Below are 22,622 nucleotides of genomic sequence, written 5' to 3' on the forward strand. Positions count from 1 at the left end.
TTTGTTAACTTATTTTAAGCTTGCGCTACAACTTCAAATTCGATATCTGCAGATGCTTCACGGTGTAAACGTACAGTTGCCGTATATAGACCTAAACGTTTAATATTACCTCCAACGATAGAAACATACTTCTTATCTACAGTATGTCCTTCTTTTTCAAATGCTTCTACTAAATCTAATTTAGTTACAGAACCAAATAATTTATCTCCTGCAGATGCTCCTTCTGTAGCTTTTGCAGCTATTTTTATATCTAATTGTTTTAAAGCTTCTAACGTTTTGTTAGCTTCTTCAATTACTTTTTTGTCTTTAAATGCACGTTGCTTTAAAGTTTCCTCTAATGCCTTTTTAGCAGATTTTGTTGCTAAAATTGCTTGTCCTGTTGGGATTAAGAAGTTTCTACCATAACCGTTCTTTACCGTTACAACATCGTCTTTAAATCCTACGTTTTCAACGTCTTGTTTTAATATAAGTTCCATTGTGTTATGATAATTTTATTTTAATAAATCTGTTACGTATGGTAACAAAGCTAAGTGACGAGCTCTTTTTACAGCTACAGATACTTTTCTTTGGTATTTTAAAGAAGTACCTGTTAAACGTCTTGGTAAAATTTTACCTTGCTCGTTTACAAAGTTTAATAACCAGTCTGCATCTTTGTAATCTACATACTTAATACCAGACTTTTTAAAACGACAATACTTTTTAGTCTTGTTAGTTTCTATATTTAAAGGAGTTAAATATCTAATTTCTCCTTCTTTTTTTCCTTTTGCTTGTTGTTCGATACTTGCCATGATGATTACGCTTTTTGTTTAAGTTTTTCTCTTCTACGTTCTGCCCATGCAACAGCGTGCTTATCCATTGCTACAGTTAAATAACGCATAAAACGCTCGTCACGTCTAAATTCTAACTCTAAAGGCTCTATTACTTCTCCTTCTACTTGGTACTCAAATAAGTGATAAAAACCACTTTTTTTGTTTTGAATAGGGTAAGCTAATTTTTTTAGTCCCCAATCTTCTTTCGATACCATCTTAGCTCCTCTAGAAACAAGAAAATCTTCGTATTTCTTTACTGTCTCCTTTATCTGTGTTTCAGATAAAACGGGATTTAAGATGAAAACAGTTTCATAATGATTCATAAAAATCTATTTTATTGTGTTAAAAATGAGTGCAAAAGTAATTCTTTTTATTTAATAACACAATACCCTTGTAAATATTTCTGTTAAACAGCTTTTTAAATGTATATTCGAATGATTTTATTTTTATGTTAAAAAAATCATTTTACCGATGTTTTTTGGTTTTAATCCGTATTTTTTGTACTATTGTCGATAACTTAACCTTAACACTTACGCTATGATACTAAATTGTGTAGTTGTAGATGACTCGGCAATACAAAGATTGTCTATTGTAAAACTTATTGAAGGCAACAACAACCTTAATCTAATTGCTGAATACAGCAGTGCTTTAGAAACCAAAAATGGTCTAAACACCCATAAGGTAGATCTTATCTTTTTAGATATAGAAATGCCTGTTCTTAATGGTTTTGAGCTTCTGGACGTTTTAAATAATAAGCCTCAAATTATTTTTGTTACAGGAAAAACCGAGTATGCTTTTAAAGCTTTTAATTACGATGCTACAGATTACTTACAAAAGCCAATCTCTAGAGATCGTTTTAATCAAGCTGTAGAAAAAGCTGTAGAGCAACACAAACTTAAACAAGACTTTAGTCAAGAAGAAGGCGAACATATTTTTGTAAAAAGTAATCTAAAAAAACGTAAGGTTTATATTAAGGACATTAAATGGATTGAAGCCTTAGGCGACTATGTTAAATTAGTTACAGAAGATACTAGCCTTGTTGTCCTATCTACTATGAAAGCTTTTGAAAAAGAACTACCAGAAGGTAAGTTTTTAAGAATACACAAATCTTATATTGTCAACCTTGATAAAATAGACAGATTTAATAGTAAAAATGTTGAAGTTGGCGCTTACGAAATACCGTTAAGTAGAAATAAAAAAACACAACTAGTTGAAGCTTTAAATAGCATTTAAACAACTACTCTACTATAAAAACTAAAATCCTGTTTCTTTTTTTGAAATGGGATTTTTTTATTTAATTGAATATTATAAGTTAAATCAAATTAGTGAATTTTTACTTTAATAATTGAATTAAAGAAATCAAAATCAATTCCATTTGAAAATAAAAGTTCTTTAATTTCTTCACTGTAATCAATAACTTTGGGTTCTATTAGTCTACCTATAACAATTGTTTTTTTAGTTTTAATTTCTAAAACTTTACAACTTGAAATATTTACTGGACCCACTGAAGGTAACTCTAAATAACTATCTGAAGGAATTATTGCCCATTTATCCCATTGAGAAACCTCTATCTTTGTATCACAATCCCAATGTAATCTAACATCACATTTGAATTCATTTATAATATCTACAAGAGTTTCCACAACTTTCTTTTGTATCATTTTCAGTTATCTTTAATAATTATCCACATTCATTATTAAACGTACAGATTTAAAATCTCCTATTGCATTAAAAGTAGTTTCTACACGTTTTATAGCTTCTTTTGTTTTACCTAGATGTTGGCCTTGAGGTATTTTAATCAAAATGTTTTTATGATACTGATTACGAATTCTTGATACTGGCGGAAACTCTGGTCCTAAAACATTATTTTTAAACAATTGTACCAATGCTTTAGCTAACCAATCTGCAGCCAAATTAACTTTATTATAATCACGATGTTTTAGAGTAATTTTTATTAATCTATAAAATGGTGGATACTTATAATTATAACGTTCTTCTAACTGCTCTTTAAACATACCTGCATAATCATTTGTAGACACTTGCTGTAAAATTTTATGATACGGATTATAAGTTTGTATCAAAACTTTACCTCTTTTATCGGTACGTCCTGCTCGACCTGATACTTGTAGCATTAATTGAAAACTTCTCTCATGTGCTCTAAAGTCAGGAAAATTTAACATGTTATCGGCATTCAAAATACCAACTAGTTTGACATTTCTAAAATCTAAACCCTTGGTAAGCATTTGTGTACCAACTAAAATATCAATTTCTTGTTGCTCTAAAGCGGTAATAATCTTCTCGTAACCAAATTTTCCTCGTGTGGTATCTAAATCCATTCTTGCTACTTTAAAATCAGGAAATAACTCTTTTACCTCAGCTTCTATTTGCTCGGTACCAAAACCTACAGTATCTAAATCTGGTGTGCCACAAGCCATACATTTTTGCTGCATAGCAATACCGTAACCACAATAATGACAACGTAATTGTTTACGATATTGATGATAAGTTAAACTAACATCGCAATTTGGACATTGTGGTGAGTGACCACAAGTTATACACTCTACAATTGGAGAATAACCACGTCTATTTTGAAACAAAATAACTTGATACCCTTCTTTTAAAGTTTCTGTAACTTCTTCAATTAATCGGTCTGAAAAATGACCTTTCATACGCTTTTTTTTGTACTTATCTTTAAGATCTACCAATTCTACATCTGGCATTTGTACATTATTATAGCGCCTAATTATTTCTACTAATCCATATTTTTTTTCTTGTGCATTATGATAACTTTCTAAGCTTGGCGTTGCGCTTCCTAATAAAATTTTTGCCTTGAAAAATGATGCTAACACAACTGCAGAATCACGTGCGTGATAACGTGGTGCTGGATCAAATTGTTTAAAAGATTGCTCATGCTCTTCATCTACTATGATTAACCCTAAATTATCAAATGGTAAAAATATGGATGATCGTGCTCCTAAAATTATTTTCGCTTTCGCGGAATTATGTAACACATTGTTATAAACCTCAACACGTTCATGCGCTGAATATTTACTATGAAAAACAGCTACTTGTTCACCAAAATAATCTTGTAAACGACTAACCAATTGTGTAGTTAATGCAATTTCAGGAAGTAAATACAAGGCTTGCTTTCCTTCAGCTATAACATCTTCAATTAGTTTTACATAAACTTCTGTTTTCCCTGAAGATGTTACACCATGTAACAACACAACGTTTTGGTTTTTAAACTGATTTTTTATTTGTTGTAAAGCTTCTGTCTGATATTGATTTAACTGCTTACTTTCTGAGTTTTCTTCACCATTATATTGTACACGATCGGTTTGAATATGATATTCTTCTAAAATATTTTTATCTACCAACGTTTTAATGGTTGAAGATGTTGTCTTACTAACTTCTATCAACTCTGAAACTTTAACCGGTTTTTTTGTTCTTGCAGATATAGTAAAGAGATTTAAAATAACCTCTTTTTGTTTGGTTGCATTTTTGTTTAAATTATCTAGAAGCGAATTTAGCTCAGCTTCAGAAGCATACTTGCTACTTAACTTTACATATCTTACGTATTTTGGCTTGTACTTTTCATAGATTTCTTCGTTAAGAATCACTGCTTCTTTTTCAACCAAACGTTTAACTACAGGAAGCACATTTTTTTTATCTAAAATGTTAGATATGTCCTGAATTTTTAACGACGATTGATGTTGCAAAGCTTCGTAAATTAAAAACTCGTCATCTTTTAAATCTTCTTCATTAATTACTGATGTTTTATTTGGGCTTATTATAGTTTCACTTTCTAACAAAAAAGCGTTTGGTAAGGCTGCACGCATGACTTCACCTTCTGTACACATATAATATTTAGCTATCCATTGCCATAACCTAAGTTGTTGTTGGGTAACGATTGGAGCTTCGTCTAAAATTTGATGAATATCTTTAGCCTCATAAACAGAAGGTGCTGTTTGATGGATATTTGCAACAATACCTGTGTAGATTTTAGTTTTACCAAAAGGAATTGACACACGCATTCCTACTTGCAAAAACTCACTTTCTGCTTGTGTTATATTGTAAGTAAAGCGTTTTTCTAACGGAATTGGTAAAATGACGTCTATAAAATGCAATTTGATTTAGTTTTAAAAGTTATTTTACTTTTTCCCAATATTGTGTAGAGTATATAAATCCTAAATAACCTCTTACCTGAAGTTGTCCTTTATCATTTACTGATAATCTTAATTTATAAGTGCTTCCGTTTTGTGGATCTAAGATGGTTCCATGTTTGTAATATTGGCCATCTTTAACTGCATCTTTTATGATAATTAAACCCAAGATAGGTTTGTTATAATCTTCGCCATCACACTCTGTACATAAAGCATCAACTTTAGACTGGTCGTTGATTTTTACTATTTTACCGTAAACAACTCCGTTTTCTTCATAAATTTTAACGATAGATTTTTCTTCACCTTTATTATTAATCGTTTGCCATTCTCCAAAAATATCTTGAGCAGACATTGATAGACTGAAAAACAATAGTAATAATGTGATGTGTTTTATCATTTAAAACTTTTTCTTAATTGTTTAAGTGAAATATTTAACTCAAAACCTAGCAATAAAATATTGGCATTTAACCAAAGATAAAAAAGCAATATTAGTAATGCACCTATTGAGCCATAAAGTTCATTATACTTTGCAAAATTTTCTATATAAATACCAAATAAATATGAGGTTAACATAATTAAAATGGTAGTAAATAATGCACCTACCGAAAAAAACTTGGAGGTTTTACCTTCTGCAGTACCAAAGTAATATAATACTGCAGTTGCCAAATACACCATTAAAACAAAGAAAATATACTGTGCAAAATTAGCCCAAAAATCTGTATTTCTGGAACCTATATATCCCTCAAAAGTAGACATGACGTAAATTTGAAAATACCCTAATACTACTACAGTTACAATTAGTAAAAAACTTAATATTAAAGCTATTCCCAATGCATATAAATATTGTTTAACAACGTTTCTAGATAATTGTTCATGATAAGAATTTTCAAAACCTGAAAATAAGGCATTAACGCCATTTGCCATTAAAAAAATAGATAATACAAACACAGATGAAATTAATCCTTCTTTATTTCCTTCTATGTTATTAAAAATATTTTCATAAAAAAAATCTGTAGTTGTTGCTGGTAAAAAGGACTCTAAGAAAACTAAAAAATCGGTTTGAAAATCGTCTATTGGAACAAAAGGAATTACTATTAAAATAAATAATAAAAAAGGAAACAACGCCATAAAAAAGCTATAAGCTATAGCACTTGCTCTTGCTGTTAATGCGCCTTTTGCTATACCAATAACGTACAATTCTAATAAATCATAAAGCGATAAACCTTCTAATCCTGGTAGTTTAATTTTACCTAATAATCTAACAATTATGTTAACTACAGGAATTTTATTTAGCTTATCCTCTATCGCTTTTGACATAAAATAATTTAGTCTTTATTTTTAATTTACTACTCAACTGCTTTTAAACTTAAATCTTTATTGTAAACTGAATGCGTTAATGCTCCAGAAGAGATGTAATCTACACCGCAAAGTGCATATTCTCTAATCGTATTTTCGTTAATTCCTCCAGAGCTTTCGGTTAAGCATTTATCACCTATAAGCTTTACAGCTTCTCTAGTGTCTTCGTAATTAAAGTTATCAATTAAAATACGATATACACCATCAGATTTTAAAATTTCTTTAATTTCATTTAAATCTCTAGCTTCAACAATAATTTTTAAATCACGATTAGTCTCTTTTAAATACTGCTTGGTTTGATCTATTGCTTTTGTGATACCTCCAGCAAAATCTATATGATTATCTTTAAGCATAATCATATCGTATAACGCAAAACGATGGTTCTCTCCTCCTCCAATTTTTACAGCCCATTTTTCTAAAGCTCTAATACCTGGCGTAGTTTTACGTGTGTCTAAAACTTTAGTTCCTGTACCTTCTAAAAGATCTACAAATTCTCTTGTTTTTGTAGCGATTGCACTCATACGTTGCATTGCGTTTAATACTAAACGTTCTGCTTTTAAAATAGATTGCGAAGCACCAGAAACGTAAAACACAATATCTCCGTATTTAACATGACTTCCGTCTTCAATCAAGGTTTCTATTTTCATGTTTGGATCAACATAATGGAATACTTTTTTAGCAAACTCTACGCCTGCAATTATTCCTTCATCTTTTACTAAAAGTTTAGCTTTTCCTTCTGCTGAAGCAGGTATACATGCCAAACTACTATGGTCACCATCTCCTACATCTTCTCTAATGGCGTTAGTTATTATTAATTCTATTTCTTTATCAAATTGCGCTTGACTGATCATGTTTGTATTGTTTTGTGTAAAAATAGTAAATTGAATGACGTTTTACGATTATAGGTTTATGATTTTTTTAGTTGAAATTAAAACATCATAAATCATAAAGTGTAAATTTGCGTATGACTATAAAACTACTTGCTATAGGAAAAACAGATAATAAGCAATTGCAACAGCTTATTGACGATTATATAAAGCGTTTAGGATTTTACATAAAGTTTGAATTAGAAATAATTCCTGATTTAAAAAAGGTAAAAAACCTAAGTGAAGACCAACAAAAGCAAAAAGAAGGCAATCTTATTTTATCAAAAATAACACCTACAGATATTTTAATTTTGTTAGATGAAAACGGTAAACAATACGATAGCGTACAATTTGCTAATTACCTACAAAAACACATGAATTCTGGTATAAAACAGCTAGTTTTTGTTATTGGCGGACCATATGGTTTTAGTCCTGAAGTATATGGTAAAGCAAGAGGAAAAGTTTCTTTGTCTAAAATGACTTTTTCTCATCAAATGGTACGTCTATTTATGATAGAACAGCTGTATAGAGGTTTTACCATTTTAAAAAATGAGCCTTACCACCATAGATAACTACTTAATCTTACATTCCTTTTGTTTACAAAACTGTCTATTTAATAAACCATTTGTAATGGTTGATAACGATATGATTAAAATAAAAAAGATGTCCCAATTATCATTATCCTTAAACAAAATTGCAGATACTAAAATTACTGTTGCCCAAATAATAGCATTGATTATAATTAATTTTTTCATACTAGTTTGACGCACCAATTTTAAAAAAGTTACAAAAACGAATAAAAAAAAGGCTGATAAAAGATTTTACTTATTATCAGCCTTTAAAATATATATTTAGAAATTAGTGATTAGCAAATGTGTGCTTACGTTTTTTAAGCTGTTTTTCTAAATCTTTAATGGTGTGTTTTACAGCTTTTTCGTAATTATCCTCATTAGAAGTAGCAAAGATTCGTGGACCAGGTACGCTTAATTCTATTTTACAAATTTTACCTTTTATTGGATCATGTTGCTCTTTTTCAAAATGAACTTCAGCTTTAATAATCCAATCAAATTTTTCAGTTAAATTATTTAGTTTTTCAGTTACGTAAGTGTTCATAGCTTCACTGGTAGACATATGAACGTATTGAATATTAATTGTCATTATTTTAAGATTTTTTATTAAACTATAATCAAATATACCAAAGACAATTCGTGATAAAAATGACATAAATCATATATCAGAAATCTTTAAATACACATATTTAAATTACATTTGTAGTAAACCTTTTTTAAGATGAAATTAGTCTTCGCTACCAACAATTTAAACAAGCTAAAAGAAGTACAAAGTTTAATACCAAAACATATTACTTTATTAAGTTTAAAAGACATACAGTGTTTTGAAGATATCCCAGAAACCCAAGACACTATTGAAGGTAATGCCATTCAAAAAGCAGAATACATCAAAAATAATTATGGATACGATTGCTTTGCTGACGATACCGGACTAGAAGTTGAAGCCTTAAATAACGAACCTGGAGTGTTTAGCGCACGTTACGCAGGACCACAACGTGATGCAAATGACAATATGGATTTGTTACTTACCAATCTAAAAGATAAACAAAACAGAAATGCGCAGTTTAAAACAGTTATTGCACTACATTTAAACAATAACCTACAAACGTTTACAGGTGTTTGTAAAGGTGAAATTACAACTGAAAGACATGGAGAAAAAGGTTTTGGCTACGATCCTATTTTTAAACCAAAAGGTTATCAAGATACTTTTGCAGAAATGGATTTAGAATTAAAAAACAAAATTGGGCATCGTGGTAAGGCTGTAAGAATGTTAGTTGATTTTTTAAATGCTTTATAAGATGAAAAACGAATTGATTTATATCTCCATTATTCTATTTATTTGCTCTTGTAGTAAAGACGAACAAACTAATATCAATTTTAATTCTGAAATAGAAAACTATATTTCTGCTGTAGATTTATCAAGATTACCAGAAATTGAAAGCACCAATCCTATTTTTTATGATCAACAAAATTCACCAAAAGATATTTTAGACATCTTAAAAGAAAATGGAGTCAATACAGTAAGACTAAGACTTTGGGTAAACCCTACTAGCCAACATTCTGGCTTTAATGAAGTAAAACAATTTTCTGAAACTTTAAAAACATATGGTTTTAAAACTTGGTTAACACTTCATTATTCAGATACTTGGGCAGATCCTGGACAACAAGAAACTCCAGCTGTATGGCAAGGTTTAAATTTTGAAACTTTAAAAGACAGTGTTTATAATTACACAAAAAAAGTAGTTACACAAATACAACCTGATTATATACAAATTGGCAACGAGATTAATTCAGGATTTCTTCATCCTCAGGGTGATATTTCTTTAAATAATTCAAATTTCAAAGCGCTTTTATCGTCTGGCTCTTTAGCAGTAAGAGAACATTCTAATAATTGTAAAATTATTCTTCATTTTGCAGGATTAGAAAATTCCGATTGGTTTTTTAATCAAACCAACACCATAGACTACGATATTATTGGATTATCCTACTATCCTATTTGGCATGGTCACTCTTTAGAAAATTTACAAAACACGCTTCAAAGCTTAAGTTCTACTTATAACAAACAAATTGTTATTGCAGAAACAGCCTATCCTTTCACTTTAGATTGGAATGACCAAACTAACAATATTGTTGGCACGACTGATCAATTAATTTTACCTGAATTTCCTGCTTCTCCTCAAGGTCAAAAAGAATTTATAAGCGAAATAAAAACCATAATTAAATCAACAGATAAGGGATTAGGTTTTTGTTATTGGGGCGCAGAATTAGTAGCCTGGAAAGGCAATCAATCCACAACAGCTTCACCTTGGGAAAATCAAGCTTTATTCGATTTTAATAACAAAGGACTTCCTGTTTTATCTGAGTTTAAATAATCTTAACATCAAAACATTTAAATCTCAAATAAAAGACTATCTTTGCACGCTGAAACCCAAAAAGCGGTTTCTTAATAAATTCCTCAGAGAGAGGATGTGTTACTAGAAGTTTTAGGTTTAAGTTTGTTCAATTCGCTTCTATATGTAACACCAACATAATGCAATTGAATACTTATATTTTAGAATGAGCACATTCCAACAACTTGGTCTTGACGCTAATTTGCTTCAAGCCATTACTGACTTAGGTTTTGAAACACCTAGTGAAGTTCAACAAAAAGCAATCCCAACACTTTTAGAAAGCGAGCGCGATCTTGTAGCACTTGCACAAACAGGTACTGGTAAAACAGCAGCTTTTGGTTTCCCTATGTTACAAAAAATTGACGTTAACAGTCGTACAACACAAGGGTTAATACTATCTCCAACACGCGAGCTTTGTTTACAAATCACCAACGAAATGAAACTTTACGGTAAGTACCTTAATGGTCTTAACGTAACTGCAATATACGGTGGATCTAGTATTACAGAACAAGCAAGACAAGTTAAACGTGGCGCACAAATTATTGTAGCTACACCTGGTCGTATGAAAGATATGATTAGCCGTAACTTGGTCGACATCACTAAAATTCAATATGCTGTTTTAGATGAAGCTGATGAAATGTTAAACATGGGATTTTATGATGACATTAATGACATCTTAAAAGATACACCAGTAGACAAAAGCACATGGTTATTTAGTGCAACAATGCCTAAAGAAGTAGCAAGAATTGCTAAAGACTTTATGAGTAATCCTTTAGAGGTTACTGTTGGTAATAAAAATGAAAGTACATCTAACGTATCACACGAGTACTATTTAGTTAACTCTCGTGACCGTTATCTAGCTTTAAAACGATTAGCAGATGCTAATCCAGATATATTTTCTGTAATATTTTGTCGTACCAAAAGAGACACACAAAAAGTTGCAGAAAAACTTATTGAAGATGGTTACAATGCTGGCGCTTTACACGGCGATTTAAGTCAAAATCAACGTGATTTGGTTATGAAAGCATTTAGAAACAATCAAATACAAATGCTTGTTGCAACAGATGTTGCTGCTCGTGGTATTGATGTAGATGATGTAACACACGTAATCAATTACCAATTACCTGACGAAATTGAAACCTATACGCACCGTTCTGGTCGTACTGGACGTGCTGGTAAAACTGGAGTTTCTATGGTCATAGTTTCTAAAAGTGAGGTAAGAAAAATTAAGAGCATTGAACGTATTATAAAACGCGAATTTGATAAAAAAGAATTACCTGATGGTATGGAAATTTGCGAAGTACAATTAATGTCTTTAGCAAATAAGGTTCATAACACAGAAATGAATCACGAAATTGATGCTTACTTACCAAGCATTAACGAAATTTTTGAAGATACATCTAAAGAAGAATTAATTAAAAAATTCTTTTCTGTAGAGTTTTCGCGTTTCTTCAATTATTATAAAAACTCTAAAAACTTAAATATAGAAGCTTCTTCTCAAGACAGTGGTAGATCTTCTAGCGGAGATAGCACAAGATTCTTTATAAACGTTGGTAGAAAAGACGGTTATGATTGGATGAAACTTAAAGACTATTTAAGAGACACTTTACAACTTGGTCGCGATGATGTTTTTAAAGTAGATGTAAAAGACAGTTTCTCTTTCTTTAACACAGAAAAAGAACACCAAGAAAAAGTATTAGCTTTCTTTACAGATTTTAAAGAAAACGGACGTTTTATAAACGTAGAAATCACAGAAGATCGTGGTGGACGTGACAGAAAACGTGGCGGAGGAAGACGTCGTGATGGCGGAAACGACCGTAGACGAAGAAGCGACAAACCAAAAGGAGAAAGACGTAGCAGAAGAAGTGAAGACTCTAACAGCTCTAACAAAAAAAGTAAACGTAGCAACAGAGATAAATCTGAATTTAAATCTACACACGGTAGACCAAGACGCTCTAGACGTTAAACCTTTTTGTTAATATTTAGTCAAATATATAAGAAGACGCTATCAATTAGCGTTTTCTTTATTATTTTTAGAGCATTAAATAATTACATGAAGTCATTTTTTACCCTTTTAATTTTAGTATTTAGCATTCAGATTGGTCTTGCTCAAGACAACAAACAAAAAGATAATAAAAATACTACCCAAACAAGAACAGTAGATTCTACTCAAATAAAAAAACATTCTACCGTTAAAGGGATAATTATTGATGCTACTACAAAAAAACCATTAGAAAACGTAAACATCGTTAACCTCAATCAAGTTATTGGTACAGCAACTAATAATAAAGGAGAATTTGAATTACGCGCAGTAGCTAACGATACACTACACTTATCTTACCTTGGTTTTAAATCTGTAAAAGTAAAAGTAACTAACGACTGGGTTAATAAAATTGAAAAATCTACCATTACATTAACCGAGCTGGCGTTAGCTTTAGAAGAAGTTGTTGTAAGCGAACTTAAATTAACAGGTTATTTAGAAGTGGATATCAAACAAGTAAATGTAAACAACAACTACAGATATAGTATTAGTGGGTTAAGTACAGGTTACGAAGCAGGAAAAAAACAACCTAATGCCATAAATAAAGTGTTAGGATCTATTTTTAATCCTCTTGACTTTTTATATAATACCTTTAGTAAAAAAGGAAGAGAGTTACATAAGCTTAAAAAGATGAAAGAGGACGATAACATCCGTAATACTTTAGTTAAGCGTTTTGACCGTGATATGCTTACAGCTTTACTTGGCGTTACAAAAGTAGATTTAGATGAAATTGTAAGTCAATGTAACTATTCTGCAGAGTTTATTAATACCGCAAACGACCTTCAAATATTAGATGCTATTAGCGAATGTTACGAAGAATATAAAGTATTAAGTAGAACACGCAAAAAGCGTCTTTAGTCTTTTATTAAATTTCAATAAATATGAAAAAAGACAATTTTGATTTATTTGAAGTTTTTGAAAGTTTTGGGTTTATGATTTTTTTTGTTTTAATAGCATCGGTTGGAGGAATTATAAAATTTATCTTTCTCAACATCTTTAGCTTAATTACCTTTAACAAAATAATTAAATTAAAAAAGCTATGGAAAAAAGAAAATATTGAGAAGTATGCATTAAACCCTTGGAATTTTGCACTTACTTTATTTTCATGCTTTATACTTTTTAAATATATATAAAAGTATACTCTAAGAATAAAATCGTTCTACAATTTCGTCATAACTTTTAATTGTCTTTTTACACCAGTCTAAACGCTTTTCTAACTTCTCTGTTTCAGTTAATTGCCAATTTATATCTGTTTTTTTTAGTTTACTTGTTATCTGTTGCAATATTATTGCTGCGCTTACAGATATATTTAAACTTTCTGTAAAACCAACCATTGGTATTTTTAAATAAGCATCTGCTTGTTGTAACACCTCATCAGATAATCCTTCGGTTTCTCTTCCAAAGAAAAAACAAGACTTTTTTGTCACATCAAAGTCTGATAAATCACAATCGTTAGTGTGTGGCGTTGTTGCTACAATTTGATATCCTTTGGCTTTTAAATCTTTAATACTATCTTTTACAGTATGATAGCGGTTTAAATCAACCCATTTTTGTGCGCCCATTGCAATTTCTCTATCTATACGCTTTGTATTTTGCTCTTCTACTATATTTACTTCTTGTATACCAAAAACATCACAACTACGTATTACTGCACTAGTGTTATGCAATTGATACACATCTTCTGTTGCTACAGTAAAATGCTTTGTACGTTGGTCTAGTACTTTATGAAAACGCTCTAAACGATTCTCTGTTAAATAACCTTCTAAATGTTCTAAAAGTTTAATATCTATCATGGGTTAAAAATAAAAAAACCTGACAGTTATTTGCTATCAGGTTTGCTTTAATATTTAAAATTTAAGCCTAATTAGATCCTATATTTCCTTGTGCTAAATGATAGTTAGTAGTTGTTTCACTTAAAACAACATCTACATAGGCGTCAATAGTAAGTAGATCTTGATAAAGTAATGGGTTTCCGTTTTCATCTTCTGCTATGTTAGAAAAGCTTTTTCCTGTTGTCCCATCTACATTATTAAAAGCATAAATAAGACTACCTGGTGCATTTGCTAAATCTCCAGAATATATATAAGCAGGATGAGATCCTCCAGATGGCAAATTAGAAAGGTTAAAAACAGCTAAAGCTTCACCATTAATACGCTCTGTAAAAGTTATGTTTCCTGATACGCCATCCAAATCTACTTCTTGCAATGTGTAACTTGTAGTATTTTGGGTTAACTCATTTTGACCTATGTCTACATATGCAACTATTTGAGAGTTATTACTATCTACACGTACAGTCAAATAACCATCCATATTTAGTAATTGTTGATATGAAATTTGTGTACCGTCATCTTTAGTATTAAAAGTTGTAAAGCTTTCTCCTGATGCGCCGCTTGCGGGAACTAAACTAATGCTAATTGGACCAGTTTCAGCAGCTGTATTAGAGTGGATATACGCTGGTAACATTGCGTTAGATGGTGTTCCTGTTAGATTTAATTCTATACTTATAGTTCCGTTAGAGTTATTTATAAAACGTGCAGTCCCAGAAACACTATAACCATTTGCAGATTGTAATTGATATGTTTTTGAAGCTATTTCTACATTCTCTTCAACATCATCTTTTGTACAACTTGAGAAAACAATAAAAATTGAAAATAGTATTGAAATTTTTTTTAAGATTTCCATGGATTGAAATTATTGATTAGTTTTAATTAATTGTTTAAGATTTTAAGCGACATTATCTTAAACTGCATTTACTTGGCTAAAATAACACAAAAAAATGAAACACCTTGTAGTTTTAACTGGCGCTGGCATGAGTGCAGAAAGCGGATTAAAAACTTTTAGAGACGAAAATGGTTTGTGGGAAGGACATGACGTAATGAAAGTAGCTTCTCCACAAGGCTTTGATAGTAATCCCAATTTAGTTTTAGAATTTTACAACCAACGTAGAAGACAATTAAAGACTGTACAACCAAATGCTGCGCACAAGACTTTAGCAAAACTTGAAAATAACTTTAAAGTATCTATAATTACTCAAAACGTAGACGATTTGCATGAACGTGCAGGTAGCAGTAATGTAACTCACTTACATGGCGAACTATTTAAAGCAAGAAATATTGTTGATGAAACTTCTGTTGTGCATTGGGAAGATGATATTGTTCTTGGAACTACTGATAAAAACGGAATTCAATTAAGGCCTCATATTGTTTGGTTTGGAGAAGATGTTCCGTTGTTTGAAAAAGCTATTAGCATCTGTCAAACTGCCGATATTTTATTAATTATTGGTACCTCTTTACAAGTTTATCCTGCTGCTAGTTTGATGCATTATACTGCGCAAAATATATCTAAGTTTTATATAGATCCAAAACCTTCAATAGCATCAAAAGAAAATTTAACCGTAATAGGTAAAACTGCTACAGAAGGTATTAAAGATTTTATAAATGAAATACGTTAATTTGATTGGTTACCGATCGTCGTCGAAGTAAAAAATTTTACTACTAAAATTCTAATTCTCGATATAAATTTATCTTTTTTAATCGAAAAATTCACTCGAACTGACGAATTTTATCAGAAAAACAAATGATGAATTTAGTGATTATTTATTAAGATTAATATCTGCTATTCGCTCTATACGATTACGCTCTAAGAACGCATCTATAGTTTCAAAATGTTCTATAACGCGTTGATCTTTAAATTCGAATACTTTTTGAGATAACCCTTGCAAGAAATCACGATCATGAGACACTAAAATCAATGTACCATCAAACTCTAAAAGTGCTTCTTTTAAAACGTCTTTAGATTTTAAATCTAGATGGTTTGTAGGCTCATCTAAAATCAACAAGTTAACTGGTTCTAAAAGCAATTTAACCATTGCTAATCTGGTTTTTTCTCCTCCAGATAATACACCAACTTTTTTATCAATATCATCACCAGCAAACATAAAACGACCTAAAATATTTTTTATTTGTGTTCTAACATCGCCTTGCGCAACTTCATCTACAGTTTGAAAAATAGTTAATTCTTCATCTAATAAAGAAGCTTGGTTTTGAGCAAAATAACCAACTTTAACATTGTGTCCTAATTGGCAAGTACCATCAACTTCAATTTCATTTAAAATGGCTTTTATCATTGTAGATTTTCCTTCACCATTTCTTCCAACAAAACACACTTTTTCGCCTCTTGCTATAGACATATTTGCATCTTTAAAAACGACTTTATTATCGTATGCTTTTGATACGTCTTTAACAGTAACAGGATAATCTCCAGATCTTGGTGCCGGCGGAAAACGTAATTTTAATGAAGAGTTATCTATTTCGTCAATTTCAATAATTTCTAACTTTTCAAGCATACGCTCGCGCGAAGCAACTTGATTAGTTTTAGAATAGGTGCCTTTAAAACGTTCTATAAACGCCATATTATCGGCAATAAATTTTTGTTGTTCTTGGTACGCTTTTAATTGATGGCTACGTCTATCTGCGCGTAATTGTAAATAATGACTGTAATTGGCTTTGTAGTCGTAAATACGTCCCATAGTTACTTCTATAGTACGATTGGTGATGTTATCAATAAATGCTCTATCGTGAGAGATTACCATAACCGCATTGGCTTTGTTAACTAAAAAGTCTTCTAACCAAATTACAGACTCTATATCTATATGGTTTGTAGGCTCATCTAATAGGATTAAATCTGGTTTTTGTAATAATATTTTTGCTAACTCGATTCGCATACGCCAACCTCCAGAAAACTCGTTGGTTTGACGGGTAAAATCTTCTTGTTTAAAACCTAAACCTTTAAGTGCTTTTTCTACTTCGGCATCATAATTAACATCTTCTAATGCATAATATTTTTCACCTAAATCGGAAACTTTTTCTATGATAGACATATACTCGTCACTTTCGTAATCTGTACGTGTTTCTAATGCTTTGTTAAGCTTGTCCATTTCATCACGCATTTCAAAAACATGTTTAAATGCTTTTGCTGCTTCTTCAAAAACGGTACAATTATCTTCTGTCAATAAATGCTGTGGTAAGTAGGCAATTACAGCATCTTTTGGTGTACGCACGTGTCCTCTAGTTGCATTTTGTACACCTGCAACAATCTTCATCATTGTAGATTTTCCTGCACCGTTTTTTCCCATAAGGGCAATTTTATCGGTTGGGTTTATAACAAAAGACACGTCTTTAAATAGCGTTGTTCCGCTAAATTCTACTGCTAAATTATCTACTGAAATCATAAAAATAATCCTATAAGTTTAGGGTTGCGAAAGTAATAAAAAGAGTAATGTAATGTCCTATTTTATTTATTCTTCTCTTCTATCCACTTACTCATATACTTATTACTTTGTAGTGTATGATGTTGTAGTATTTGTCCTATGAAGTTTTTTTGACGACGAAGCGGTAATTCGGCTTCAATATGCTTTATAGTTTCAATAGTATCTTTTAAGTAGATATTTTTGTCAAAAAATGTATTAAGTATTCTAAACCCATTTTTTTGTTTACCACGCCAATAAATTTTGTTGGTATAAAGCTCTACCGCTTGTTTAGCAAAATTTTTGGCATCATCTTCTATAAAAGCATTAGTGTCTTTTAATGTACCATACATACCTTCTGCTCCAATAGTTGTTGTTACACAAGGTGTCCCTGTTTTCATGGCATCAATAATTTTTCCTTTTAAACCAGCACCAAAACGTAATGGTGCTAAAAGTACTTTGGCTTGTTTTACAACTTCTGAAACGTCTTCGGCAAATCCTTTAATTAAAAATCCATTTTTAGGATCATTTAGTTGTAAATGTTTTTGAGAGGCATATGCACCATATACATGCATTTCGGCTTTTGGCAATTCTTTCCTTATTAATGGCCAAATATCGGTTTTAAGGTAATTTACCGCATCTTCGTTAGGCTGATGTAAAAAATTACCAATGGTTACAAAATGTTGACGTTGCTTAAAGTTAGGAACTTGTTTTTGATCCTCAATAGACACTGGATCCAGCATAAAAGGTAAATAATACAGTAAGTTTGAGCTTATATTAAACTGTGTTATTAAGATGTCTTGTTCTACTTGAGAGATGATCAAACTTAAATCTGATCTTAAAATGCTTGCAATTTCGCGTTTTGCAAAATGATTTTGCAAATAAGAAATATTAAAAAGTGCTTGATCTTTTAAAGCTTGTTGTCTTCCTTTTCTTAAGAAATGTAAATCTTCTGTATCTAAAATTCTTAAAGCATCAGGACACTGTTCTGCAACACGCCAACCAAATTGTTCTTCGGTCATAAAACGATCAAAAAGAACAATATTTGGGTTTAGTTTTTTTATAAAAGTATCAAAACTAGAATCGTTTAGCTTAATACTTTCAACTTTTATATTAATAGATTCGAGATCATAAGCGTTATCTGTTTTACTGCAAGTTGTAGCAAAAGTAATATTGTAATCAGCTTGCTGAAACATTTCAATAAGCTGTAACATCCTACTTCCTGCAGCCGAACTTTTAGGTTCTGGCCAAACAAACCCTATGATTAATAACTTTTTACTCATTAATTATTTTTGAGGAATAGATTGCAATGCATAACCCATGCGTACTTTTTTTGCCCAAGCAACAACAGCTTCAATTTGTTCTGTACTTAAATCTGCTTCTGTATGAGACCAAGTATAGCTAGGTAAAGGCATTTCTTTTTCTTCTACTTCTTCTATTAATTCTTCAAATTTATGATCTTTTCTTTTTACAGAATATTCTGACCATTTAGAAAAGTTTAGGTGTTTTTTTCCGTCTTCTACATGTTCTGCCATCCAATAATTTACTGGTGTAATTTTACTATACCATGGATAAACTGTATTACTACTATGACAATCAAAACAAGTATTTTTTAAAATAGCTTTAACCTCTTCATTTGGCTTTGTCTCTTCTAAAAAAGCAGTAAGATCTTTAGTGTCTCCTGTATTTTTATCTGGTGAAAAAAATTGAGCAATAACTAAAACCACAAGCAATGCTATTAGAATTTTCTTTACTATTTTCATTTTAATTAAATTTAAACGCTAAAAATAGTAAATCTTGACTACAGAAACACTTTATAAAGAATTAAATTACGTTAACCATTCTAGAGAAAAAAGAATGTATTATGCACAAATGGTTATTAACAACAGTAGTTTAATACCAAAACTTATCGAGATTTTAATGCAAGTTGATGATAAAGTTTCTCCAAGAGCAGCATGGGTTTTAGAGTTTGTATGCAAGGATAATTTAAATGTTATCATTCCGTATTTAGATCTATTTACCACAAACATGCATCGGGTTAAAAAAGAACAAGCGGTTAGACCAGTTGCTAAAATTTGCGAATACTTAGCTAACGCCTACTTTTCTAAAACAGAAAATAAAATTAAAGACGCTTTAACACAAACGCATAAAGAACGTATTGTTGAAGTTGCTTTTGAATATATGATTGGAGATTATAAAGTAGCCCCAAAAGCGTATTCTATGACTACTTTATACCTTTTTGGAAAAGAATTTAATTGGATCCATCCAGAATTAGCTATTATATTAGAGCGTGATTTTTATAAAGAAAGTGCCGCGTTTAAAGCTAGAGCAAGACATATTTTAAAAAAAATCAAAGCTTAACTTTTTTGGAAAAATTATAGACTGATTAATTTTTGTCTTCCTCTTAAAAAACTATCTTTATGCCTTTCAAAAAAACAAGCAAAATATGTCTTTAAGCCAATTAAATGCCATCTCTCCTATTGATGGTAGATACAGAAATAAAGTAGAAAAGTTACAAGATTTTTTCTCTGAAGAAGCATTAATCAAATATCGTGTTTTAGTTGAAATTGAATATTTTATTGCGCTTTGTGAAGTGCCATTACCTCAGCTAAAAGATGTTAATACATCTGTATTTGAAGACCTTAGAAAAATTTACAAAGAATTTTCTTCTGAAGACGCGCAAGCCATCAAAGACATAGAAAAAGTAACCAACCACGATGTAAAAGCAGTTGAATACTTTATTAAAGAAAAGTTTGATACTCTTGGATTAGGTGATCATAAAGAATTTATTCACTTTGGTTTAACCTCTCAAGATATTAATAATACAGCAATACCATTAAGTATTAAAGAAGCAATGAATGATGCTTACGTACCAGAATACCTTAATGTTTTAAAAGAATTAAAACGTCTTGCTGAAGAGTGGAAAGATGTACCAATGCTTGCCAGAACACACGGTCAACCAGCATCTCCTACACGATTAGGAAAAGAGATTATGGTTTTTGTTGTGAGACTTGAAGAGCAATTTAACTTACTTAACGATATACCAAGCGCTGCAAAATTTGGTGGTGCAACAGGTAATTACAATGCACACAAAGTTGCATATCCAAATATAGATTGGAAAGCTTTTGGGACTAGTTTTGTTCAAGAAAAATTAGGCTTACAACATTCTTTCCCAACAACACAAATAGAGCATTATGACCACATGGCTGCTTTATTTGACTGCTTAAAACGAATCAATACTATTATAATTGACCTTGACAGAGATATTTGGACGTATGTGTCTATGGACTATTTTAAGCAAAAAATTAAAAAAGGAGAAGTTGGTAGTAGCGCAATGCCACATAAAGTAAATCCTATAGATTTTGAAAACTCTGAAGGAAACTTAGGTATTGCAAATGCTATTTTCGAGCATCTTTCTGCAAAATTACCGATATCTAGATTACAACGAGACCTTACAGATAGTACCGTTTTACGTAATGTTGGTGTACCATTTGGACATACTTTAATTGGCTTTGCTTCAACTTTAAAAGGTTTAGGTAAATTACTTTTAAACGAAGTAAAGTTTGCTGATGACTTAGAAAACAATTGGGCTGTAGTTGCAGAAGCCATTCAAACCATTTTAAGACGTGAAGGTTATCCTAACCCTTACGAAACTTTAAAAGGTTTAACAAGAACTAATGAAACTATAAACCAAAATTCTATTTCAAATTTTATTGATACATTAGATGTAAATGATTCGATAAAGAATGAATTAAAAGCTATAACTCCTAGTAATTATACAGGAATTTAAAATGTTTAAAGACAAGACTTCTATATTATTTGCAACCATAACCCTTCTAATATTTTTTTTAGGAGGTTTATTAGATGTGTTATATAATCCTATTGTTATTGGTGCTTTACTTATTTCTTTTTGTCTTGTTATTGTTAATTTAATTTTAATTAAAAAAGAACCAGACGATGACGTTTGATAAAGAATAAAAAAATAAAAAAAGGCTTATCTGTTTAGATAAGCCTTTTTAATTAACATTTAAACCTTAATTATTTAAAATAATTAAATAATTGATTTAGTTGGTTATTATCAACATCTGCGTGTTGAAGTTCGGTAATTAATTTTACTAATTGTTCTGGTTTCATCTCATCGCCTATTACTCTGACAAATGTAAAACCCATTTCTTTTGAGTTTGCAAGTACTAAAAACTCGTCTACTGTGTTTTCATTACCAATCGTACTTATTTTAAAACTTATACCATTATCTTTAAACTCCATCAACTCTTCGTACTTATCATTATTTAGTACTTTTTTTGCTTTTTGAAGTTCTTGTTCATAAGCTACGATATCTCCATCATTAACACGGTAAGCTAACACATCTAATTTTTTAACTGAGTTATAGGCTTCTTTCTGTTCTGGTGACAAATCTGCTTTAGACAGATCTATCATCTTTGCAGATAAATCTAACGATAAAAACTCTGGTTGCTCTTTATGATCTACAAAATAGGTTTGTATAGAGTTTTCATCTTTACAACTTACAAAAAACAGTGCTAAAGTAAGTATGGTTATTATTGATCTTAGTTGGCTTTTCATGATGTTTATTTTTTATTTTTTTTCTCTAATTCATCGCCACCAGGTAAATTCATTTTGTTAGCAAGTTTAGATATTTGATTTAAATCTATATCTCCAGTTATACTAATTACTACGGTTTCTATACTTCGCTTTTTCCCGTTAATTTCAATATTACTGTTTTTTGTAACAGCTTCTAAACCATTAACAAACATTAATAATTCGCTTACATGATCTTCATCTTTACCTTCTTTAATATAAAACGTCATATTTACACCATCGTCTTTAATCATCATAAGCTCTTCTAAAGATGCGCTTCTTGATTTTACCCATTTTACGATATCTGAAGAAATATCTTTATCGTCTGTTGCCATAGTTTTAAAACTGGTAATACTATTTACCATATTAATGTATTCTTGCGCTTCTGGATCGTCTGTATTTATATCCATTTTTGCTAACATCTGAAACATTTTTGGCTTTATTGAAACATAAGTTACGTTTTCGTTATCACTATATTTTTCAAAAACATTTTGAGCCATTCCTGATAATGGAAGCATTAATAATGCTATTACTGCTATTAATATTGATTTTTTCATTGTATTTGTTTTAGTTGTTTTCATCTTGTT

The 22,622-nt window shown here is 30.6% G+C and carries 27 protein-coding genes; 10 read left to right on the forward strand and 17 right to left on the reverse strand.

Annotation, left to right across the window (positions count from 1 at the left end):
* Window positions 1-14: 14 nt before the first annotated feature.
* Genes rplI through rpsF form a run of 3 tightly spaced genes read right to left on the reverse strand, consistent with a single transcriptional unit; the run spans window position 15 to window position 1,132 of the window.
* Window positions 15-476, reverse strand: coding sequence for a 50S ribosomal protein L9 (rplI, locus tag INR78_RS00275; RefSeq protein WP_223076992.1), 462 nt, complete (start codon window positions 474-476; stop codon window positions 15-17).
* 15 nt (window positions 477-491) lie between these two features.
* A complete protein-coding gene (rpsR, locus tag INR78_RS00280; RefSeq protein WP_027878687.1) occupies window positions 492-788 on the reverse strand; it encodes a 30S ribosomal protein S18 in 297 nt (98 codons plus the stop codon).
* Between the two features lie 5 nt (window positions 789-793).
* Window positions 794-1,132 (reverse strand): 30S ribosomal protein S6, encoded by a 339-nt coding sequence (gene rpsF, locus INR78_RS00285; RefSeq protein ID WP_027878686.1) that lies wholly within the window; start codon window positions 1,130-1,132, stop codon window positions 794-796.
* Window positions 1,133-1,346: 214 nt separating this feature from the next.
* On the opposite strand from rpsF, the gene INR78_RS00290 reads away from it, so the two are divergent.
* A complete protein-coding gene (locus INR78_RS00290; RefSeq protein WP_027878685.1) occupies window positions 1,347-2,042 on the forward strand; it encodes a LytTR family DNA-binding domain-containing protein in 696 nt (231 codons plus the stop codon).
* Window positions 2,043-2,131: 89 nt separating this feature from the next.
* On the opposite strand, the gene INR78_RS00295 is transcribed toward INR78_RS00290, so the two are convergent.
* From INR78_RS00295 to nadC, 5 genes are read right to left on the reverse strand one after another with little or no spacing between them, the layout of a single operon-like run.
* Complete coding sequence (locus INR78_RS00295) at window positions 2,132-2,470, reverse strand: DUF6678 family protein (protein ID WP_223076993.1); 339 nt, start codon at window positions 2,468-2,470, stop codon at window positions 2,132-2,134.
* A 12-nt stretch (window positions 2,471-2,482) separates the two neighbouring features.
* Window positions 2,483-4,936, reverse strand: coding sequence for a primosomal protein N' (gene priA, locus INR78_RS00300; protein WP_223076994.1), 2,454 nt, complete (start codon window positions 4,934-4,936; stop codon window positions 2,483-2,485).
* A 19-nt stretch (window positions 4,937-4,955) separates the two neighbouring features.
* Window positions 4,956-5,369 carry a DUF2147 domain-containing protein gene (locus INR78_RS00305; protein WP_223076995.1) on the reverse strand — a complete coding sequence of 138 codons (414 nt, stop codon included), beginning with the start codon at window positions 5,367-5,369 and terminating at the stop codon, window positions 4,956-4,958.
* The gene (locus INR78_RS00310) at window positions 5,366-6,289 is read right to left on the reverse strand and encodes a YihY/virulence factor BrkB family protein (protein ID WP_223076996.1); all 924 of its coding nucleotides are present in this window, start codon (window positions 6,287-6,289) and stop codon (window positions 5,366-5,368) included. The genes INR78_RS00305 and INR78_RS00310 overlap by 4 nt, the downstream gene beginning before the upstream one ends.
* Before the next feature lie 29 nt (window positions 6,290-6,318).
* Entirely contained in the window at window positions 6,319-7,179 is an 861-nt protein-coding gene (gene nadC / locus INR78_RS00315) for a carboxylating nicotinate-nucleotide diphosphorylase (protein WP_223076997.1), read from the reverse strand.
* A gap of 113 nt (window positions 7,180-7,292) precedes the next feature.
* Between nadC and rlmH the strand changes: the two genes are divergently transcribed.
* Window positions 7,293-7,766 (forward strand): 23S rRNA (pseudouridine(1915)-N(3))-methyltransferase RlmH, encoded by a 474-nt coding sequence (rlmH, locus tag INR78_RS00320; protein WP_223076998.1) that lies wholly within the window; start codon window positions 7,293-7,295, stop codon window positions 7,764-7,766.
* On the opposite strand, the gene INR78_RS00325 is transcribed toward rlmH, so the two are convergent.
* Together INR78_RS00325 and hpf are read right to left on the reverse strand one after the other, a co-directional pair.
* On the reverse strand, window positions 7,767-7,949 hold the full coding sequence (locus INR78_RS00325) for a hypothetical protein (RefSeq protein WP_223076999.1): 183 nt from the start codon (window positions 7,947-7,949) through the stop codon (window positions 7,767-7,769). It lies immediately after the preceding gene.
* 103 nt (window positions 7,950-8,052) lie between these two features.
* Window positions 8,053-8,352, reverse strand: a complete 300-nt coding sequence (gene hpf, locus INR78_RS00330; RefSeq protein ID WP_223077000.1) for a ribosome hibernation-promoting factor, HPF/YfiA family — start codon at window positions 8,350-8,352, stop codon at window positions 8,053-8,055.
* Between the two features lie 132 nt (window positions 8,353-8,484).
* Between hpf and INR78_RS00335 the strand changes: the two genes are divergently transcribed.
* The 5 genes from INR78_RS00335 (at window position 8,485) to INR78_RS00355 (ending at window position 13,327) form a co-directional block, all read left to right on the forward strand.
* Entirely contained in the window at window positions 8,485-9,060 is a 576-nt protein-coding gene (locus tag INR78_RS00335; RefSeq protein WP_106676851.1) for a non-canonical purine NTP diphosphatase, read from the forward strand.
* A 1-nt stretch (window position 9,061) separates the two neighbouring features.
* Window positions 9,062-10,135, forward strand: coding sequence for a glycosyl hydrolase 53 family protein (locus INR78_RS00340; protein WP_255593088.1), 1,074 nt, complete (start codon window positions 9,062-9,064; stop codon window positions 10,133-10,135).
* A 184-nt stretch (window positions 10,136-10,319) separates the two neighbouring features.
* Complete coding sequence (locus INR78_RS00345; RefSeq protein WP_223077002.1) at window positions 10,320-12,119, forward strand: DEAD/DEAH box helicase; 1,800 nt, start codon at window positions 10,320-10,322, stop codon at window positions 12,117-12,119.
* Window positions 12,120-12,206: 87 nt separating this feature from the next.
* A complete protein-coding gene (locus INR78_RS00350) occupies window positions 12,207-13,052 on the forward strand; it encodes a carboxypeptidase-like regulatory domain-containing protein (RefSeq protein WP_223077003.1) in 846 nt (281 codons plus the stop codon).
* Between the two features lie 23 nt (window positions 13,053-13,075).
* Complete coding sequence (locus INR78_RS00355; protein WP_223077004.1) at window positions 13,076-13,327, forward strand: hypothetical protein; 252 nt, start codon at window positions 13,076-13,078, stop codon at window positions 13,325-13,327.
* Window positions 13,328-13,336: 9 nt separating this feature from the next.
* On the opposite strand, the gene INR78_RS00360 is transcribed toward INR78_RS00355, so the two are convergent.
* Both INR78_RS00360 and INR78_RS00365 read right to left on the reverse strand, forming a co-directional pair.
* The gene (locus tag INR78_RS00360; protein WP_223077005.1) at window positions 13,337-13,987 is read right to left on the reverse strand and encodes an RNA methyltransferase; all 651 of its coding nucleotides are present in this window, start codon (window positions 13,985-13,987) and stop codon (window positions 13,337-13,339) included.
* Window positions 13,988-14,054: 67 nt separating this feature from the next.
* Window positions 14,055-14,876 (reverse strand): hypothetical protein, encoded by an 822-nt coding sequence (locus tag INR78_RS00365; RefSeq protein WP_223077006.1) that lies wholly within the window; start codon window positions 14,874-14,876, stop codon window positions 14,055-14,057.
* Between the two features lie 94 nt (window positions 14,877-14,970).
* Here INR78_RS00365 and INR78_RS00370 point away from each other — a divergent pair, with 94 nt between their 5' ends.
* Window positions 14,971-15,645 carry a Sir2 family NAD-dependent protein deacetylase gene (locus tag INR78_RS00370; protein WP_223077007.1) on the forward strand — a complete coding sequence of 225 codons (675 nt, stop codon included), beginning with the start codon at window positions 14,971-14,973 and terminating at the stop codon, window positions 15,643-15,645.
* Window positions 15,646-15,786: 141 nt separating this feature from the next.
* Here the strand turns inward: INR78_RS00370 and INR78_RS00375 are convergent, their stop codons facing one another.
* The 3 genes from INR78_RS00375 to INR78_RS00385 all read right to left on the reverse strand — a co-directional run bounded on the left by INR78_RS00375 (window position 15,787) and on the right by INR78_RS00385 (window position 19,202).
* Window positions 15,787-17,424, reverse strand: a complete 1,638-nt coding sequence (locus INR78_RS00375) for an ABC-F family ATP-binding cassette domain-containing protein (RefSeq protein ID WP_223077008.1) — start codon at window positions 17,422-17,424, stop codon at window positions 15,787-15,789.
* Window positions 17,425-17,486: 62 nt separating this feature from the next.
* The gene (locus INR78_RS00380) at window positions 17,487-18,722 is read right to left on the reverse strand and encodes a glycosyltransferase (protein WP_223077009.1); all 1,236 of its coding nucleotides are present in this window, start codon (window positions 18,720-18,722) and stop codon (window positions 17,487-17,489) included.
* A 3-nt stretch (window positions 18,723-18,725) separates the two neighbouring features.
* Window positions 18,726-19,202, reverse strand: a complete 477-nt coding sequence (locus INR78_RS00385; RefSeq protein WP_223077010.1) for a heme-binding domain-containing protein — start codon at window positions 19,200-19,202, stop codon at window positions 18,726-18,728.
* Between the two features lie 34 nt (window positions 19,203-19,236).
* On the opposite strand from INR78_RS00385, the gene INR78_RS00390 reads away from it, so the two are divergent.
* Window positions 19,237-19,800 (forward strand): adenylosuccinate lyase, encoded by a 564-nt coding sequence (locus INR78_RS00390; protein WP_223077011.1) that lies wholly within the window; start codon window positions 19,237-19,239, stop codon window positions 19,798-19,800.
* 85 nt (window positions 19,801-19,885) lie between these two features.
* Complete coding sequence (gene purB / locus INR78_RS00395; RefSeq protein WP_223077012.1) at window positions 19,886-21,229, forward strand: adenylosuccinate lyase; 1,344 nt, start codon at window positions 19,886-19,888, stop codon at window positions 21,227-21,229.
* 248 nt (window positions 21,230-21,477) lie between these two features.
* Here the strand turns inward: purB and INR78_RS00400 are convergent, their stop codons facing one another.
* Together INR78_RS00400 and INR78_RS00405 are read right to left on the reverse strand one after the other, a co-directional pair.
* The gene (locus INR78_RS00400; protein WP_106676870.1) at window positions 21,478-22,020 is read right to left on the reverse strand and encodes a DUF4252 domain-containing protein; all 543 of its coding nucleotides are present in this window, start codon (window positions 22,018-22,020) and stop codon (window positions 21,478-21,480) included.
* Between the two features lie 5 nt (window positions 22,021-22,025).
* Complete coding sequence (locus INR78_RS00405; RefSeq protein ID WP_027878664.1) at window positions 22,026-22,592, reverse strand: DUF4252 domain-containing protein; 567 nt, start codon at window positions 22,590-22,592, stop codon at window positions 22,026-22,028.
* Window positions 22,593-22,622: the final 30 nt, after the last annotated feature.

This window comes from Mesoflavibacter sp. SCSIO 43206 (assembly GCF_019904215.1).
Taxonomy (GTDB): domain Bacteria; phylum Bacteroidota; class Bacteroidia; order Flavobacteriales; family Flavobacteriaceae; genus Mesoflavibacter; species Mesoflavibacter zeaxanthinifaciens.